We start from the raw sequence: 18275 nt of genomic DNA, 5'->3' as shown, positions 1-18275 counted from the left end.
TACTGAAGCCATAAAATTCCTTAAAAATTTGTTGTCATAAATTACCGCTTTACCTATCTATCCGCAATGAATAGTTTGAATTTTTAATGCTCATAATGATTAAAAAAAGGGGGTTGAATCTTGAAAAAATTGGCAGTGTTATTTCTGGGTCCACTTTTTTTAATTGGATGCTCTAATGAACAAACAATTGAAGTATCCGGAGTTAGTGCAGATGAAGAGAAGAGAGTAGAAATCGAAGACATGATACGGAATTCAGAGGAAGTGTATTCGGGAACAGCCATAATGGTTGAAAAAGAATTGTTAGTTGCCATACAGGTCAAACCTTGGCTTGGGTTCAGAGAACAAAAGGTTGAGAAAAAATTACAAAAGGAAATTGAAGAAAAATATCCTGATCTAAAAGTACTTGTTTCCTCAGACTATAAAATGCATTGGGAAACACAAAAACTTCTTGATGAAGAAGATGAAAAAAAAGTAACAGAGGAAGTCAAGAAACTTAAAGATTTAGCGAAGGAGGAGACTTAATGGATCCGCAAGAATATCAACAAATAGAACAGCAAAATACACCTCCTACCCCGTATTTGAAAAACGCTTTAAAAGCATTTTTAGTTGGCGGGATTATCTGTGCAATTGGACAAGCGATAACGTATTTATATATTATCTTTTTTGATTTTACGGATAAAACAGCAGGCAATGCTACAGTTGCGACTATGGTATTTATTTCCATGGTATTAACAGGCTTAGGTTTGTATCGAAAACTTGGTGCATTTGCCGGAGCAGGTAGTGCGGTCCCAGTAACTGGTTTCGGAAATGCCGTAGTATCTGCAGCAATAGAGGGGCGAACAGAAGGTTGGGTTTTAGGTGTAGGAAGCAACATGTTCAAGTTAGCGGGATCGGTTATTTTGTTTGGAGTTGGTTCAGCCTTTTTCATCGCACTGATTAAGCTTATTTTAGTGTCAATAGGAGTGGTAGAATGGTAATTTTATTCACATCGAAACCATCCATTCTTGCTTGTGGCGCAGTAGCTGGTCCTGTCGAAGGTAAAAGTGTTTTTAATTCTTATTTTGACGCTATATCCGAAGATGAAAGATGGGGGCAAAAGACGAATGAGCAGGGGCATTCAAAAATGATTCAAGAAGCCTGTGATATTGTTATGAAAAAAGCTGATTTAAAAAACTTGGATATCGATTACTTTTTAAGTGGAGATCTAGTAAATCAGATGACCCCGACAAATTTTGCAGCGAGAGAGCTTGCTATCTCCTTCATAGGGCTTTTTTCTGCCTGTGCGACTTCTGTTTCGTCAGTTATTGTCGCGAGTCTTCTAACTGAATTAGGAGCCTCAAAATTTGCCATTGCTGGTTCGGCTAGTCAACATAATGCAATTGAACGACAATTCCGTTATCCAATTGACTATGGTGCACAAAAGCCGGCGACTGCACAATGGACTGTGACAGCAGCAGGATATGCACTTATTGGAAAACATGACCCTAAATTACCTTCTGTAATTGCTGCCACAGTTGGAAAGGTTATAGATTATGGGGAGGTAAGTCCATTCCATATGGGCGGAGCTATGGCCCCGGCTGCTTACGATACGATTACTTCCCATTTAAAGAAACGCCATCAAAAAATTACGGATTACGATCTAATTATGACTGGTGACTTAGGGAAGATTGGATTGAAAATCTTGAAGGCGATGTTTGCTCAAACAGACGCAAAACAAGAGGAACTAAATGTATTTCGAGACGCTGGTGCAGAATACTACGGAGAAGATAAAGCGTTCCAAGCAGGGGCAAGTGGCGCAGGTTGTTCTGCTTCTGTCTATTTCAGTTATGTAGAGCAGCAATTGAAAACAGGACGCTTTAAACGGGTGTTATTGGTCGCAACTGGCGCTCTTCTCTCCCCGATGTCCTTCCAACAAGGTGAGACAATTCCTTGTACTGCGCATGCAATTGAAATTACGATGGAGTGAGGAGAAAAATATGCTTTTTTTTAGTTTTTTAATTGCATTTATTGTCGGTGGATTAATTTGTGTGGTGGGCCAGTTAATAATGGATGTTGGAAAGCTGACGCCAGGCCATACATTAGCGATATTAGTCGTATCAGGTGCCATATTAGATGGTCTTGGATTATACGAGCCGTTGATTGATTTTGCTGGAGCCGGCGCAACAATACCGATTACATCCTTTGGTAATTCTTTAACCCATGGAGCCATAGCCGAGGCTGAAAAGCACGGGTGGGTCGGCGTGTTAACGGGTATGTTTGAGGTGACAAGCTCTGGAATAAGTGCAGCGATTGTATTTGGCTTTATCGCAGCATTAATTTTTAAACCAAAAGGAAAAGCAAACTAGACGAATTCCCCAACTTTTCTTTGTGTACTGACATAGTATACAAAGTGAAAGGAGGGGATTTTTATGTGGAATAATTGCGGTCAAGTAAGCCCTGCCTATGATTATTGTGCACCAACTCACTGCATGCCTGCATATGATATGTGTGGAGGCGATAGAGGATACAAAGGTTCTTACTTTGTATTAATCGTTGTACTATTCATTTTATTAATCATTGTAGGAAAGTGCTATATGTAAGGAGGGGAGATAAATGCAAAACCCTTTTTTTAAACAGATAGAAAATAAAACAGGTGTAAGTATGGAGGAAATATTTGCTCTGGCAAATGCAATTCAACATGCTGATTTTACAAACGAAAAGCAAGTTCGTAAAATTATCAGACGCGTAAGCAAGGTGGCTAATAAACCTGTAGCAAAAGAACTTGAGGATCAAATAGTTACATCGATTTTGCAGGATGGAAAGTCACTAGATTTAGGAAAAATTCAAAAAATGCTAGGTTAACAAAGCAAAAGCAGTCGCAAACTATAGCGACTGCTTTTCTATTAGTTATTTGTTTATCTTGGACTTTTAGATGATTTTCTCCATTGCACGATGCGGAATGCCGGCATCTAGAAATTCTGGAGATGTAACTTTATAGTTTAGCTTCTCATAAAAAGGAATGGCATAGCTTTGTGCATTGAGTTTTAGTTTTGTTAAACCAAGTTCTTTAGCATACTCTTCAATATTCTGCATGATGAGTAAACCAAGTTTTTTACCTCTATATGGTTGAAGTACACAAACGCGTTCAACTTTGCCGATGCTTTCTTCTATTTTGCGAAGACGGGCAGCTGCTATCGGTTGATCTTGGTCTTTTACAAGAAAATGGATTGAGGAAGAATCCAGGTCATCCAGCTCTAAGTGCTCGGGTACACCTTGTTCCTCAACAAAAACTATTTTTCTAACAGAAAATGCTAAAGCAAGATCCTTTTCATTTTCTACAATGTTAAAATGATACAATTTTTATTCAGCTCCGGTTAATCGATATGTTTCATAAGTAGTCCAAGAACCGTCTTCAAGTTGATAGACTAAGTGAATTCGATCAATTACTTCTTTTTCGTTTACGCCAATCATGCGTAATTGACCATAAATGTCGTCATGCTCAGTTTCAGTTAAATCCTGTGCAATGGTCACATGTGGAATAAAGACATGTTTCGGTTTGCCAATATTCAATTGTTGCTGAAGGTCTTGATGGATGTTATTTAGTTGATCTGTTGGTTCAACTTTAAAGTAGACTACATTTGTTGTTGGAAAGAAGGAACTAATTTTAGATGCGTGAATATTTAAAGGCGCATGGTTTTGTGCTATCGTAGCAATTGTTTTGGAAATGTTGATAATTTCCTTTTCGTCTGCTTCGAATGCCTCTTTAAGAGTAATATGCGGTGTGATTTTTGAATAGCGCGAATCGTAACGTTTGCGATATGTGTTCGCTAAATCTTGTAATTTTTTTGATGGAAATGCTACAATACCGTATTTCATCATTTTTAAGCCCCCCTAAATTTCATGATACTAAAGATTATAACAGAATTTTAAAAAATTCGACATTTCACTTGCCAATAATTAACTGAAATTTTCAATTAATGCTCTTTTTAGATCAGGCTTCCAATACTTCCATGTATGATTGCCATTGAACTCTTCATAAAATGTCTTGTAACCCTTTGTTGAAAGTAATGAGTGAAGCTGTCGATTTGGCGTTAAAAAGTCTTTAATCTGTTTATCTGTTGTTAGAACTTTGTCTTCCTCTTTGCCAATTACATGATACACTGAAACCGCATTCATATTATTTGATGCTTCAACAATTTCTAGAACATGCTCATCCACATAAGGAGATTGTAACATCGCTTTTCCGAAGATAGTTGGATACCTTAATGCTGCTAATAATGAAACAGTCGCTGCCATAGAATCTCCGATTACACCTCTTGATGAGCCAAGTTGGTAAGTAGAAAATTCATTATCCAAATAGGGAACGAGCTCATGTGCAAGAAAACGTAAATAAGCTTCATGAAGTTCACCGGTAGGAATATATTTTTTTCTGCGATCATTTACACTTTTGTAAGGAATTCCAACTATAATAATGTTTTCGATTTCGTAATCATCGAGTAGCTGATCTGCTAATCGAGTAATACCACCCAATTGAAAATAATCCTTGCCGTCAGAAGCGATTAAGATGTTATATTTATTTAAAGGAGTATAATTTGCAGGAACGTAAATTAATAACTCCTGTTCCTCGTTTAAAGAAGTACTAAAAAACGATACGTCTTTTATGGTTCCATGTTCCATGAAGCGCCCCTCCTTGTCTTCAAACTCATTTAACGAAATTGTATCATAACGAAACTGCAACGTGTACTATGTAGTATGGAAATGAGGAGACTGAGTAAAGGGTTGAAGTCTACATATTCTAAATGAAATGAGGCTTTTTATTATGGAGGATAAAAAAGGGCGAGTTCCATCTGAGGTTGTTGCAAAAGCAACAAAAGAAGCGTTAAAAAGGCGTGGAGTGAAAATTGAAGACATCGCTGAAATTGTGTACCAAATGCAATTGCCTTATAATGCTGGCTTGCTGATGGAGGATTGTATTGATTCAGTGGAACGTGTTTTACGAAAACGGGAGGTTCAACATTCTATACTCGTAGGGATTGAGCTGGATGAGTTAGCAGAGAAGAAAATGCTGTCAGAGCCATTACAATCCATTGTCGAGTCCGATGAAGGGTTATTTGGGGTAGATGAAACCCTTGCACTGGGGGCAGTTATGACATATGGAAGCATCGCTTTAACCACTTTCGGTTTTTTAGATAAGAGTAAAATAGGGATCATAAAACAACTTGATACAAAAATAGATAGTAGTGTTCATACATTTCTGGATGATTTAGTTGCCAGTGTCGCAGCCAGTGCGGCATCGAGAATTGCTCATCGCCAGCGTGATCTTGAAGAGGATGGAAATGTACCTGAAGATGTGCACGCCTTAGTCCTTGAATCCTCATCACATACAAAATAGCTAGGTTATTTAATGTAAAATATAGAATATATAAGGTGAAATTTATCTAGTAAGAGAGGCAAAACCGATGAAACCAAATGATATAAAAACTTTAATTACGAGTGGCACAGTGATATTAGCTGTTATTTTATATTTATTATTTAGATAGAAAAGCGAAGTACGTAGGAGCATGTAATGAAAGTACTATTGAAGTCAATCATTCCGATACAGATGAATATTAAAGAATCAGCTCCCAACTAAATTAATGGGAGCTGATTTTTTTCATCGTTCAGGGTTTACCAATCATTTACATCCTGAGCTAATTACATACCAAGAAATGAAAGAATCCAGCTTTTTATAAATGGTCGAATGTAAACAAATTAATAGACCCTTCTCTATTGAAAAGGGCCTCATTTCTTTTATTAAGTTCCAAAAATTTTGTTAACTACAAACTTAAGAATGATTAGTAATCAACTGGCTGTCCAAAGTCATCTTGTGGCAATCCTTCTTCATCCTCTTTTAAGAATAAAAAAGATTCGTCCTTTAACTGATGTAATCTTTCTTCATTTAATCCAATAGACAAAGGTCCTGAAAAAATTTTCTCCCACCAAGTATCAGTCGAAATCATAATAAATTGCCCCCTTCATTTTGTCTCTTTCCTACTAAATACCATTTATAATGATAAATTAAACATTCAAGAAGGAATTAGACGATAATTTGTAGTAAATTGTACATAGTTATTATGAACAAATAAATTCAAATTATGTATTGAGGGAAGGAATGTAGATGACAAGATATACAGCACAAGACGTTGAAAACATGATAGAAGAGCAGAAGAAATTTTTTTTAACAGGGCATACAAAAAATATAGAATTTCGAAAAAAACAATTGGTAAAGCTTAAAGATAAAATAAAGCAATATGAAAAAGAAATTATAAAAGCTTTAAATTTAGATTTAAGAAAAAGTGAATTTGAAGCTTATTCAAATGAAATCGGAATTGTTTTGGATAGCATTAACAATTTCGTAAAAAATATTGATGAATGGGCAAAACCTGTCCATGTTAAAACACCGATCCATTTCCAACCTGCAAAAAGTTTTATTGTTAGAGAGCCATATGGGGTTGTACTGATTATTGGTCCATTTAATTATCCTTTTCAACTTGTGATGGAACCACTAATTGGAGCAATTATTGGCGGGAATACAGCGATCGTTAAGCCTTCTGAAACAACTCCACACACTACGGAAATTACTAAAAAGATTATTGAAGAAACATTTGATACTTCTTATATCCGGGTGGTCGAGGGAGAGAAAGAGGAAGTAACTTATTTGATTCATGCTTCCTTTGATTACATTTTCTTCACAGGAAGTGTAGCAGTTGGGAAGGTTGTGATGCGAGCGGCAGCTGAAAAATTAACACCGATTACGCTGGAACTTGGAGGCAAAAGCCCCGTGATTGTCGATCAAACGGCCAACCTTGATGTTGCTGCTAAAAGAATAGTCTGGGGGAAATTCAATAATACCGGTCAAACCTGTGTTGCGCCGGATTACTTATTTGTTCATTCGTCAATCTACGATAAATTCATAAAAGAGTTGCAAAAAACCATTGTGCAATTTTATGGCGTAGATGCCAGTGAAAGTGATGATTATGGACGAATTGTCAATAGCCGTCAATTTAATCGCCTACAAGGATTACTGGAAGCTGAAAAAGAAAATATCACATTTGGTGGAAAGGTCGACGCTGATCATCTTTATATCGAACCGACAATCCTTGAAAATATAAATTGGTCCAGTCCTATTATGGAAGATGAAATATTCGGACCAATTTTACCAATCATGAAGTATGACAATTTAAAATATACTCTCCATCAAATCCAAAAGTTGCCTAAACCTTTAGCTGCCTATTTCTTCTCGGAGCATGAAAAAGCGATTGATTGTTTCCTTGAGGAACTGCCATTTGGAGGCGGCTGCATTAATGATACTGTGACACATGTTGCCAACCCTTATTTACCTTTTGGAGGGATTGGACCATCTGGCGTAAATGCGTACCATGGTAAGGCAAGTTTTGATAACTTTACACATCCAAAATCCATCATGAAACGTTCCTCAAAATTGGCCAATAATTTATTGTTCCCACCATATAAACAAAAGTTAAAACTAGTAAGAACAATGTTAAAATAAAAACAATCATACTAAAACATTAACGATTTTCGCTATATTTTGGGCGGAAATCGTGTTTTTCAAAAAATCTATAATTTCCTTATTATTGGAATGCAATAGAAGTGGTATAATATTGTATACAATTATTATCAGAAATGAGCGGGTCTACTTTGAAATAAGATTTTTGAAAATACATACTTAAGAAGGTTGTCGATTTTTGGTGAATTTTGATATCATTAAGTTTATTTAGAAGTTACGGGAATTGAGGGGGCTTTTTAGTGAATAATGTATTTGATGAAAAACGCACAATTGATTTATTGGGTCAATTAGTAAATATTCCCAGTCCATCAGGCTATACCAAAACAATTATGCAATTTATAGGGAATCATTTACATAATCTAGGTATTGAATATAAAAAAACAAATAAAGGTGCCATTATTGCTACGATTGAAGGGGACAATACAAGTGCTCACCGTCTATTGACGGCACATACAGATACACTGGGCGCAATGGTGAAAGAAGTAAAGGCAAATGGGCGATTAAAATTAACGATGGTTGGCGGATTTAAATGGAATGCAGTTGAGGGTGAGTATTGTACAATCCACACTGCACAAGGGAAAAAGATTCGTGGTACCATTCTTCTCCATGAAACTACGGTCCATGTTTACCAAAATCCAGATGCGATTAAAAGAGATGAAAATCATATCGAAGTACGAATCGATGAAAAATGCTTTAATGCTGAAGATGTACGCTCTTTTGGTGTTGAAGTAGGGGATTTTGTTTCCTTTGATCCACGTTTTGAATTAACAGAATCAGGGTTTGTTAAGTCGAGACATTTAGACGATAAAGCTAGTACTGCACTACTCTTGCAATTAGTTCAATACATTAAAGAAAACGATATTAAATTGCCTTACACAACACATTTTTATATTTCTAATAACGAAGAGATTGGCTACGGAGGAAATTCTAACATTCCGGAACAAGTAGTAGAATATATCGCAGTTGATATGGGAGCAATCGGGGATGGTCAAAGCTCTGATGAATACACGGTCTCAATTTGTGCAAAGGATTCGAGTGGACCTTATCATTATGAGTTAACAAGACATTTAGTCGAGTTAGCGAAATCTAATGCTATTGACTATAAGCTTGATATTTATCCTAATTATGGCTCTGATGCTTCTGCTGCAATTCGTGCAGGCTTCGATATAAAGCATGCATTATTTGGTCCTGGCATTGAGGCTTCTCATGCATATGAACGGACACATGTAGATTCACTGAGAGCAACAGCACAATTGTTATACACTTACGTAATTTCACGAATGGATTCGGAGGATTAATATGTATACAGAGGAATTATTAAGTGTCATCCCATTAAAGGAAATAACTGGACATCTGCCAAATACTGTCAAAGATGTTTCGATTGATTCAAGAAGTGTTCAGCCGAAAAGTTTATTTGTATGTATTAAAGGTGAGACAGTTGATGGACATAATTTTGCACAAAAAGCAGTCGATGCTGGAGCAACAGTCATTGTATCTGAACGTGAGCTTTCGCTGGAAGGTGACGTTGCGCAAGTAATTGTAAAAAATACAGAACGTGCATTAGGATTAATAGCATCCAAATTTTTTGAATATCCGTCGAACGATTTGATGATGATTGGTGTAACAGGGACGAATGGAAAGACGAGTGTATCTGGTATTATTCACCATATCCTAGTTGGAATGGGTGAAAGGTCTGCCCTGTCAGGAACGATTGGTTTTGAATTAAATGGTGTGCTATATGAAACAGCTAATACGACAAATGATGTGTTAAGTACTCAGCAAATGATTTTCCGTGCGAAAATGGAAGGCTGCAGAGCAATGGTCATGGAGGTATCCTCGCATGGTTTAGCTTTAGGAAGATTAGCAGGGGTAGATTACGACGTTGCGGTATTTACAAATTTAACTCATGATCATTTAGATTTCCATGGAACGATGGAAGAGTATGGAAATGCCAAAGGGTTATTGTTCTCTCAAATGGGTCAGGATTTTACTAAAAACAAGTATGTTGTATTAAATGCAGATGATCCATGGTCGGAAAAATACGAAAACATGACTTCATATCCAGTTTGGACATACGGTTTAAAAAATGACGCGATTTTCAAAGCGGAAAATTGTAATTATGAAGACGGCTTAACAACCTTTGATATGCTTACACCTGAGGGGAAATTCCCAGTAACCATGCATTTACTTGGCGAATTTAATGTATATAATGTGTTGGCAGCTACTGCGGTTTTCTATGCTAGAGGATACTCAATTGAAGAAATTATTGAACAAATTGAGGATCTAGCGCCAGTACGCGGACGAATGGAACGTGTTAACACAGATTTACCTTTACAAATTTTTATTGATTATGCACACACACCGGATGCCATTGAGAAGGCAATTACAGCGGCCTTGCCTTATAAAAAGGCAGAAAACAAACTGATATTCTTATTTGGAACAGGTGGAAATCGAGATAAATCAAAACGTCCAGCTATGGCCAAAGAAGCCTCTCGAGCGGACTATGTAGTACTTACAACGGATGACCCACGCTATGAAGAGTATGAAAGTATTACAGGTGATCTAGCTAAAGGAATGACTCACCAAAACTATGCTTGCATTGGCGATCGAGCAGAAGCAGTTCGTCATGCCGTATCCATTGCGGAACCAGGAGATATCATTATCTTTGCTGGTAAAGGTCATGAAGATTACCAAATTATTGAGAATACAAAATATCCTCATAGTGATGCTGAAATTGCAATCGAAGCAGGAAGATTAAAGTTCGTATAAAATGCAAAAGTACAATGAAATTTATTTATTGGGCTGTTCGGTAAGCAATCGTTTACTGGGCAGCCATTAAAATTTATTCGGAAGCGTCCGAATAATTGGAGACAAATAAGAATTTTTTCAGCAGTATAAGTAGTAGGTTAGAGGAAAAATGGTTGTACTACTTACGGATAATCTTTTATTATACTGATATGTACTTATAATGAAATCGATATAGGGAAAAGAGCAAGTTGTCATCCTATTGGCGATAAACTTGATTTTCCTTATAGCTTGGGTTTATAAAAAAGGAGAAAAAGAATGACTTCAAAATTAGAACACGACATATTATCACGTCGCACCTTTGCCATTATCTCTCACCCGGATGCTGGTAAAACAACGATAACAGAGAAATTATTATTATTCGGTGGTGCCATCCGTGACGCTGGTACAGTAAAGGGAAAAAAATCAGGTAAATTTGCAACATCAGACTGGATGGACATTGAAAAACAACGTGGGATTTCTGTTACATCCTCGGTGATGCAATTTGACTACCTTGGGAACCGAGTGAATATCCTAGATACACCTGGTCACCAAGATTTCTCGGAAGATACGTACCGAACTTTGATGGCAGTAGACAGTGCAGTAATGGTAATCGACGCTGCAAAAGGGATTGAGGCACAAACATTAAAATTATTTAAAGTTTGTCGTCTACGAGGTATTCCAATTTTCACTTTTATCAATAAACTAGATCGTCAAGGGAAAGAACCTCTTGAGTTAATTGAAGAATTAGAAGAGGTACTAGGGATCAATGCTTATCCGATGAACTGGCCAATCGGAATGGGGAAAGAGTTTCTAGGTATTTATGATCGCTATAATAAACGAATTGAACAATTCAGAACAGATGAATCAAATCGCTTTTTGCCGATTGATGATGACGGAGAGCTAGCGGTCGACCATCCAATGAAAGTGACTTCTTACTATACACAAGCAATGGATGATATTATGTTATTGAACGAAGCGGGGAATGACTTTTCTGAGGAAAAAATCCGACGTGGTGAGTTAACTCCGGTATTCTTCGGATCTGCCTTAACGAATTTTGGTGTGCAAACATTCCTTGAAACGTATCTACAATTTGCACCTACACCACAACCTCGTTTAACAGAGGATGAGCAATTTATTGATCCAGTAGAACATAATGAACTTTCTGGTTTCATATTCAAAATTCAAGCAAACATGAATCCAGCTCACCGCGACAGAATTGCATTCGTTCGAATCGTTTCAGGTAAATTTGAGCGTGGCATGAATATCACGCTTTCACGTACGAATAAATCATTTAAAGTAACGCAATCTACTCAGTTCCTGGCAGATGATCGTGAAACTGTGGATGAGGCAGTTGCTGGAGATATTATTGGTCTTTATGATACAGGAACATACCAAATTGGAGATACAATTGTAGGTGGAAAGAAAACATTCCAATTTGAAAAACTACCTCAATTTACGCCAGAGCTTTTTGTCCGTGTTACCGCAAAAAATGTAATGAAATCAAAGCAATTCCACAAAGGGATTTTACAATTAGTGCAAGAAGGGGCAATTCAATATTACAAAACTCTCCATACGGAAGAAGTAATTCTTGGGGCTGTTGGACAATTACAATTTGAAGTGTTCGAGCACCGTATGAAAAATGAATATAATGTTGAGGTGCAAATGCAGCCTATCGGTTCAAAAATCGCCCGCTGGATTGAAAATGAAGAAGAGGTTAAAGAATCCATGCATTCGACCCGCTCAATGCTTGTAAAAGACCGCTTCGATAACCTGGTCTTCTTATTTGAAAATGAGTTTGCTATGCGCTGGTTCTCTGAGAAAAACGAAGACATTAAACTTTACAGCTTATTATAAAAACTTTCAGAACGTCATTTTTTATGGCGTTCTTTTTAGTATTTGCTACTATTCAAAAGCGACAAATTTTACTTTGCCTAATGCAATGGTAAAATGGAAAAAATTGATAGAGTAACACTATAGGGGATGGGTGAGAAATGATGGGGATTCATTTTTTTACAGGATTTCCTGGCTTCATTACGAGTCAATTAATAAGGAATGTCTTTAAAAAAGAAGTAACGAGTAATGTTGCTGTACTAGTTTTGCAAACGGAGTTAGAGAAAGCACAAAAGGAAATTACCGAAATATTGCATGAATATCCTGGACGAGAGATTAAAATAATTGAAGGAGATATTACCTTAGCTAATTTAGGAATAAAAGAAGAATCTTGCTCCAACATATTATCTAAGATTGAAGTATTCTGGCACCTGGCAGCAATATATGATTTAGCTGTTCCAAGAGAAGTAGCGTGGACTGTAAATGTTCATGGAACTTCCACGGTGAATGATTTTGTTTTATCCTTACCTAATTTAAAACGCTATATGTATTTTAGTACTGCTTATGTGGCTGGAACGAGAGTAGGAAACTTGCTAGAAACAGAGTTGATAAGACCACCGCAATTTAAAAATTTTTATGAAGAAACAAAATTCGAGGCGGAACTTCTAGTGGAAAATATTAAATCACAAGTTCCTTTAACCATAGTTCGACCAGGGATAGTACGCGGGTCATCAGAAACAGGGGAAACAATTAAGTTTGATGGGCCATATTTTTTCTTGAATATGATTGATACTTTAAAAGTACTCCCTTATATTCCGTATATCGGAAAAACTACTGCTACTATAAATGTTGTTCCTGTGGATTATATTATTGAGTCTTGTACATTTCTCTGTACCTCACCAGCTGCTAAAGGAAAAACGCTACACTTGACTGACCCTAATCCACACCCAGTACTGGAAGTATACAGATCGATGGTAAAAGAAATGACCGGTAAATATCCAAAAGGAAGGATACCATTTTCATTAGCACGAATAGTGTTGCAAATTCCATCCGTACGGAAAATATTGGGTGTGGAAATTGAAACAATGGATTATCTTAAGTGGAATGCAACTTTTGATTGTACCCAGGCACAGGACATATTAAATGGAAAAATTCAATGTCCCGACTTTATAGCCACGATGCCTTCAATGGTCCAGTATTATAAGAAAAATAAAGATAATGGCAGCTTTCATATTAAAATAAAATAATATCATTGCTTTTACTATAAACTATGTTATAATTAATTTGAATAATAACTGAATAACCATTTGACTATTGTCAAAGGGGAGTAGCTTATAAGTATTGAAAAATACTTACTTCACAGTCGTCATTACATGGTGGGAACCATCGGGTGTGAAAGCAGATGATTAATCGATTTCAACATTATTTGGAATCATTCCAATTGCTTAGCAAGACCTTTGCCTATTTATTAGGCATGGGTCTTTTCTTTTTGCCCTGAAATGGTTATTCAGTGAAATTTATTTACTTGCAGTTAGGAAAGCAATAATTATTTCAAACTGCATGAGTAAAACGAGCTTATCAAAATGTAGTTTCAGGATAAGCTAATTTTTCTCATAAAAAACCCTTCAAGTGGGTAAACAAATGTTGAGGAGGAAGATGTAGTGGAAATATTTTTAGAGTATGCTTGGGTATTGCTTGTACTGATTGTCTTAGAAGGACTACTTGCTGCTGATAATGCTGTTGTTATGGCTGTAATGGTTAAACACTTACCTCAAGAGCAACAGAAAAAAGCTTTATTTTATGGGTTATTTGGAGCGTTTATCTTCCGTTTTGCAGCACTGTTCTTAATCACGGTATTGGTAAACTATTGGCAAATCCAAGCAATCGGTGCAGCTTACTTGTTATTCATCTCAATTAAAAACATTTATGAACAGAAATTTAAGAAAGAAGATGAAGAAGACGACGGCGTGGAAGAACACAATAAAAAAGGAAAAGGCTTCTGGGCAACTGTTGCTAAAGTTGAAATGGCAGACATCGCATTCGCAGTAGACTCTATGTTAGCTGCTGTTGCAATTGCTGTGACATTACCTGAAGTGGGTAATTTCGATATTGGTGGTATTAATGCTGGACAATTCGGTGTTATGTTCTTCGGTGGGGTTGTTGGTCTGATTCTAATGCGTTTCGCAGCTCAATGGTTCGTAAAAATTTTACACGATTACCCAGACTTAGAAACTGCAGCCTTTTTAATTGTTGGTTGGGTAGGTGTGAAATTAGCTGTATTAACACTTTCTCATGATAAGGTTGCTATCCTTCCGCATGAGTTCCCGCATTCAGCAACATGGAAAATAACTTTCTGGATTGTATTACTTCTTATTGCACTTGGTGGATGGTTCTTGGGAGTTTCGAAAAAGAAAAAACAAGAAGCACAAGAATAACATAATAAAAGTAGGGGAACAGTGTAAACTGTTCCTCTTTCTTTTTGTTCGGATGAAATGGTTGTTTTAAGCCAAACTACAACTGAAGAATCTAGTTACACAGGAGATAGATGGATAAATTAACGTTAAATATATCATAATCCGTTTTAAACTAACAATTAGAGGGTACTACAGAAACCAAATGATTGAAGGTTCACATTATACCCGATTTCCATTATACTTGTAGAACTAGAACAATAAGTAAAAGAGGCGAAACAAGTGGCCCATAATCCGAAAAAAACAAGAACAATTACACCATTTCAGCTTCTTGTAAGTTATTATTTCTTTGCAATTGCTACCTCCTTCCTATTACTGAGAATTCCAGCTGTCTATAAAGAAGGAGTTGAAGTATCTCTTGTCGATACATTATTTACAGCTGTCAGTGCTGTTAGCGTAACAGGTTTAACGGTCTTCGATATATCGGAAACTCTGACTTCATTTGGCCTGATCGTATTACTCGTTATATTACAGCTTGGGGCAATCGGGATTATGTCTTTAGGGACATTTCTGTGGATTATTTTAGGAAAAAGAATTGGGATGCGTGAAAGACAGTTAATCATGATTGATCATAATCAATACAATTTATCCGGTGTTGTACATTTATTGAAGGAAATTGTAAAGATACTCTTTATCATTGAGGCAATCGGTGCAATCATTCTATCGATTCATTTCATTCAATATTTTGATACGTGGGAAGAAGCAATGAAACACGGAATTTTCGCTTCTATTTCAGCAACAACAAATGGTGGGTTTGATATTACTGGCAATAGTCTAATACCTTACCATACAGATTATTTTTTACAATTTGTTGTCATGATTTTAATCGTGTTGGGGGCAATTGGTTTCCCGGTATTAATCGAATTAAAAAAGTTTATATTTCGTAAAGAAGAAACATTCCGCTTTAGTCTATTTACAAAAATTACAACCGTAACTTATGGTTTATTATTTGTAGTAGGCACTTTAGTCATTTTATTAATTGAGTCCTTTCATTCTCTACGAGGCATGGAATGGCATGAAAAATTGTTTACTGCCATGTTTCATTCTATTTCTGCTCGTTCAGGTGGGTTAACCACTTTTGATGTGACATTATTTAGTGAAGCAACCGACATTTTCTTAAGTTTCTTAATGTTTATAGGTGCTTCGCCAAGTTCAGTCGGCGGAGGGATTCGTACAACCACCTTTGCACTTGCCATTTTGTTTTTATATAATTTTGCCAATGGTCGAACAGAAATACAATTGTACGGGCGGGAAATTTATCTAATTGATATTTTCAGATCCTATGTTGTCATTATTTTAGCTTTCTTCATGGTCATGATTTCTACGATGATTCTATTAATAACAGAGCCAGCTGCGACAACTACCCAAATTATCTTTGAAATTACTTCTGCCTTCGGAACAGCTGGAATGTCCTTAGGTATTACAGAACATTTGTCGACAGAAGGAAAATTCGTAATGATGATTCTTATGTTTATCGGTCGGGTCGGATTAATCTCATTTTTATATACACTTGGTGGAAGAGTAGATAAACCGCCATATCGCTATCCAAAAGAACGAGTGATAATTGGATAATTTTCCAGAGGGTCTCATATAACCATATGGGACCTTTTTTTATAGGAATATCAAAAGAAGTTGGAATTTACAGATTTTTAACGTGCAATTTTCAGTGAAATTAGATAAATTAGTATTAGGTACTAAATAATGTAAATTCTATGTAAATAGTTAATCTATATTTTAAAAATAACTAACCATTAATAAAAGTGACTTGAAAATAAAGGGATTTGATAGGTCGAATGAGCTTATAATGTTATTTTATTTTTAGAATAATGGTGTCATTTGACTTAGTACTAACAGCTTATAGAACTCTTAAAAATACTAAATAATACAGAAAAATAATATAATTTAAATTTAAAAACGATAAAAATGATGTCATATACCCATTTATTAAAAAAAAAATCTATGAAATAATTTGTATTGAAAATATATTTTGAATATTTAGTATAATTTTAATTACAAAGTCATAAATAGATAAATTTATTAATAGAATAGATTATAAACAGTTGCGAGGAAGAGAGTATTTTTTCCAAGGGGAAAGGATTGGTGAGAGGTAAATGGTGAAAACTGTTCGACCTATTTTTAGGAAATTGTTTCAAACCGTTAAAGATCCAGTACTAATATTAAATACCTCCTGTCAAATTGAGTCAGTTAATGACTTTGCAGCGCAAATGCTAAATATAGATCAAACATCAGGACAACAATTACAAATGGACGAGTCTTCAAAGTCTAGATGGAGCAACTATCTAGAAAAAATCAAAAGTAATTTAGGTGGTTTTTGTAATCTAAATCTCATGATAGATGAAAATCAATTTAAAGAGTTTAAGTTGATGGGTTATTATCATGAAAAAAAAGACTTAATTTTTGTAAGAATTTCACCGACCTCTGATACAGGATCTATCCTAGAAAGCAGCAATGTTGACATCTATTCCATGTTTAATGATATCTCTCATGGTATTATACTAACTAATTTGAGTGGAGAGATTGTTGATGCAAATACAATAGCATTACAATATATCCAATGCGAAAAAAGTAATATTATCAAAAAACAACATGAAATGCTGTTTGATTCACTAACAGACTACGAATATACTAAACTACAATATTTTGCAGATATAATGAATACTGGGCGTGCATCTATATGTGTGTCGAATGTAGGTGAAAATGGACAGATTAATTATTATAGGATGGATAGTAAATTTAACTATAATATGAATTTAATTGTTACAACAATTACAGATGAAACAGAGAAGATTTTATTAAAACAACAAGTTAATCAACAAGAATCCTTAAATTCAATTGGTCAAATGGCAGCAACTATTGCCCATGAAGTTCTTAATCCAATGACATCTTTAAAAGGGTTTATTGAATTATTAAAACTAAATTATTCTAGCGTTGATAACCTGAATTATCTATCTGTTATGGACTCTGAATTGCAAAGAATGGAATCGATTTTAACCGAATTATTGTACTTATCTAAGCCAATTGAAAGAAGTTATGAGGAAACATCAATTATACAAGTAGTGAACGAGGTTACCGAATTAATGACCCCTCATGCATTGAAACATAATATTTTGCTGAAACTGGTTGATTGTAATGACTATCCAATTATTATGGGGAACCATAACCGGTTAAAGCAAATGCTTATAAACTTGATTAAAAATGCTATTGAAGTAATGTGTAATGGTGGAGTCATAATGATTAAAGTTGAAAATCATAACGAGGGTGTAGAAGTCTCTATAATTGATGAAGGTAGAGGTTTATCAGATATTGAAATGGATCAGTTATTCACACCATTTTTTACGACGAAGTCAACTGGAACAGGTCTAGGACTAGCATTAGTGAAAAAAGTAGTAGAAGAGCATAAAGGTTCTATTAATGTTGAGAGTACATTGGGGTTAGGGACAACCTTTAAGATTTCATTACCAGTTTATGATGGCCAATATTTAAGTCGTGATGGTCATAACAGTATTGAAATGTGGATAGATTATAAATCACTAAACAGATTACCAGTTGTTTGAGTGAAATAAAGATGAGTATTTTGACAAAAGTTTCTTTTTATCGCTATAATTCATTATATAATGATA

The 18275-nt window shown here is 35.6% G+C and carries 19 protein-coding genes; 15 read left to right on the top strand and 4 right to left on the bottom strand.

Annotation, left to right across the window (positions count from 1 at the left end):
• The first annotated feature begins 120 nt into the window (after window positions 1-120).
• The 6 genes from ACFQU5_RS06505 to ACFQU5_RS06480 all read left to right on the top strand — a co-directional run bounded on the left by ACFQU5_RS06505 (window position 121) and on the right by ACFQU5_RS06480 (window position 2841).
• Window positions 121-522 carry a hypothetical protein gene (locus ACFQU5_RS06505; protein WP_390285929.1) on the top strand — a complete coding sequence of 134 codons (402 nt, stop codon included), beginning with the start codon at window positions 121-123 and terminating at the stop codon, window positions 520-522.
• Window positions 522-977 carry a stage V sporulation protein AC gene (gene spoVAC, locus ACFQU5_RS06500; RefSeq protein ID WP_390285927.1) on the top strand — a complete coding sequence of 152 codons (456 nt, stop codon included), beginning with the start codon at window positions 522-524 and terminating at the stop codon, window positions 975-977. Before ACFQU5_RS06505 ends, spoVAC begins: the two co-directional genes overlap by 1 nt.
• Window positions 971-1966: a stage V sporulation protein AD gene (locus ACFQU5_RS06495; RefSeq protein ID WP_390285925.1), complete on the top strand. Its 996-nt coding sequence runs from the start codon at window positions 971-973 to the stop codon at window positions 1964-1966. The genes spoVAC and ACFQU5_RS06495 overlap by 7 nt, the downstream gene beginning before the upstream one ends.
• A 10-nt stretch (window positions 1967-1976) precedes the next feature.
• Window positions 1977-2345 carry a stage V sporulation protein AE gene (gene spoVAE, locus ACFQU5_RS06490; RefSeq protein WP_390285922.1) on the top strand — a complete coding sequence of 123 codons (369 nt, stop codon included), beginning with the start codon at window positions 1977-1979 and terminating at the stop codon, window positions 2343-2345.
• 63 nt (window positions 2346-2408) lie between these two features.
• Window positions 2409-2579, top strand: a complete 171-nt coding sequence (locus ACFQU5_RS06485) for a YjcZ family sporulation protein (protein WP_390285919.1) — start codon at window positions 2409-2411, stop codon at window positions 2577-2579.
• Window positions 2580-2592: 13 nt separating this feature from the next.
• On the top strand, window positions 2593-2841 hold the full coding sequence (locus ACFQU5_RS06480) for a stage VI sporulation protein F (RefSeq protein ID WP_390285917.1): 249 nt from the start codon (window positions 2593-2595) through the stop codon (window positions 2839-2841).
• 66 nt (window positions 2842-2907) lie between these two features.
• On the opposite strand, the gene ACFQU5_RS06475 is transcribed toward ACFQU5_RS06480, so the two are convergent.
• From ACFQU5_RS06475 to ACFQU5_RS06465, 3 genes are all read right to left on the bottom strand, one after another.
• Entirely contained in the window at window positions 2908-3336 is a 429-nt protein-coding gene (locus ACFQU5_RS06475; RefSeq protein WP_390285915.1) for a GNAT family N-acetyltransferase, read from the bottom strand.
• A 3-nt stretch (window positions 3337-3339) separates the two neighbouring features.
• Window positions 3340-3855, bottom strand: a complete 516-nt coding sequence (locus ACFQU5_RS06470) for a YjcG family protein (RefSeq protein ID WP_390286542.1) — start codon at window positions 3853-3855, stop codon at window positions 3340-3342.
• 81 nt (window positions 3856-3936) lie between these two features.
• A complete protein-coding gene (locus ACFQU5_RS06465) occupies window positions 3937-4656 on the bottom strand; it encodes an alpha/beta hydrolase (protein WP_390285913.1) in 720 nt (239 codons plus the stop codon).
• Between the two features lie 142 nt (window positions 4657-4798).
• Between ACFQU5_RS06465 and ACFQU5_RS06460 the strand changes: the two genes are divergently transcribed.
• A complete protein-coding gene (locus ACFQU5_RS06460; protein ID WP_390285911.1) occupies window positions 4799-5371 on the top strand; it encodes a phosphatidylglycerophosphatase A family protein in 573 nt (190 codons plus the stop codon).
• 442 nt (window positions 5372-5813) lie between these two features.
• Here the strand turns inward: ACFQU5_RS06460 and ACFQU5_RS06455 are convergent, their stop codons facing one another.
• The gene (locus ACFQU5_RS06455; protein ID WP_390285909.1) at window positions 5814-5978 is read right to left on the bottom strand and encodes a hypothetical protein; all 165 of its coding nucleotides are present in this window, start codon (window positions 5976-5978) and stop codon (window positions 5814-5816) included.
• A gap of 158 nt (window positions 5979-6136) precedes the next feature.
• Between ACFQU5_RS06455 and ACFQU5_RS06450 the strand changes: the two genes are divergently transcribed.
• The 8 genes from ACFQU5_RS06450 to ACFQU5_RS06415 all read left to right on the top strand — a co-directional run bounded on the left by ACFQU5_RS06450 (window position 6137) and on the right by ACFQU5_RS06415 (window position 18209).
• Window positions 6137-7528 (top strand): aldehyde dehydrogenase, encoded by a 1392-nt coding sequence (locus ACFQU5_RS06450; RefSeq protein ID WP_390285907.1) that lies wholly within the window; start codon window positions 6137-6139, stop codon window positions 7526-7528.
• Window positions 7529-7785: 257 nt separating this feature from the next.
• A complete protein-coding gene (locus tag ACFQU5_RS06445) occupies window positions 7786-8844 on the top strand; it encodes a M42 family metallopeptidase (RefSeq protein WP_390285905.1) in 1059 nt (352 codons plus the stop codon).
• A gap of 1 nt (window position 8845) precedes the next feature.
• Window positions 8846-10315, top strand: coding sequence for a UDP-N-acetylmuramoyl-L-alanyl-D-glutamate--2,6-diaminopimelate ligase (locus tag ACFQU5_RS06440; RefSeq protein ID WP_390285903.1), 1470 nt, complete (start codon window positions 8846-8848; stop codon window positions 10313-10315).
• Window positions 10316-10609: 294 nt separating this feature from the next.
• Entirely contained in the window at window positions 10610-12187 is a 1578-nt protein-coding gene (locus ACFQU5_RS06435) for a peptide chain release factor 3 (protein ID WP_390285901.1), read from the top strand.
• Between the two features lie 140 nt (window positions 12188-12327).
• Entirely contained in the window at window positions 12328-13410 is a 1083-nt protein-coding gene (locus ACFQU5_RS06430; protein WP_390286540.1) for an SDR family oxidoreductase, read from the top strand.
• A gap of 414 nt (window positions 13411-13824) precedes the next feature.
• Window positions 13825-14598: a TerC family protein gene (locus tag ACFQU5_RS06425; RefSeq protein ID WP_390285899.1), complete on the top strand. Its 774-nt coding sequence runs from the start codon at window positions 13825-13827 to the stop codon at window positions 14596-14598.
• Between the two features lie 258 nt (window positions 14599-14856).
• Complete coding sequence (locus ACFQU5_RS06420) at window positions 14857-16206, top strand: TrkH family potassium uptake protein (RefSeq protein WP_390285897.1); 1350 nt, start codon at window positions 14857-14859, stop codon at window positions 16204-16206.
• Window positions 16207-16745: 539 nt separating this feature from the next.
• A complete protein-coding gene (locus ACFQU5_RS06415; RefSeq protein WP_390285895.1) occupies window positions 16746-18209 on the top strand; it encodes an ATP-binding protein in 1464 nt (487 codons plus the stop codon).
• Window positions 18210-18275 lie beyond the last annotated feature (66 nt).

This window comes from Ureibacillus sp. GCM10028918, from assembly GCF_042666115.1.
Lineage (GTDB): Bacteria > Bacillota > Bacilli > Bacillales_A > Planococcaceae > Ureibacillus.
Note: the sequence above shows the minus strand (reverse complement) of the source record. Positions and strands in the feature narration are given on the sequence as shown.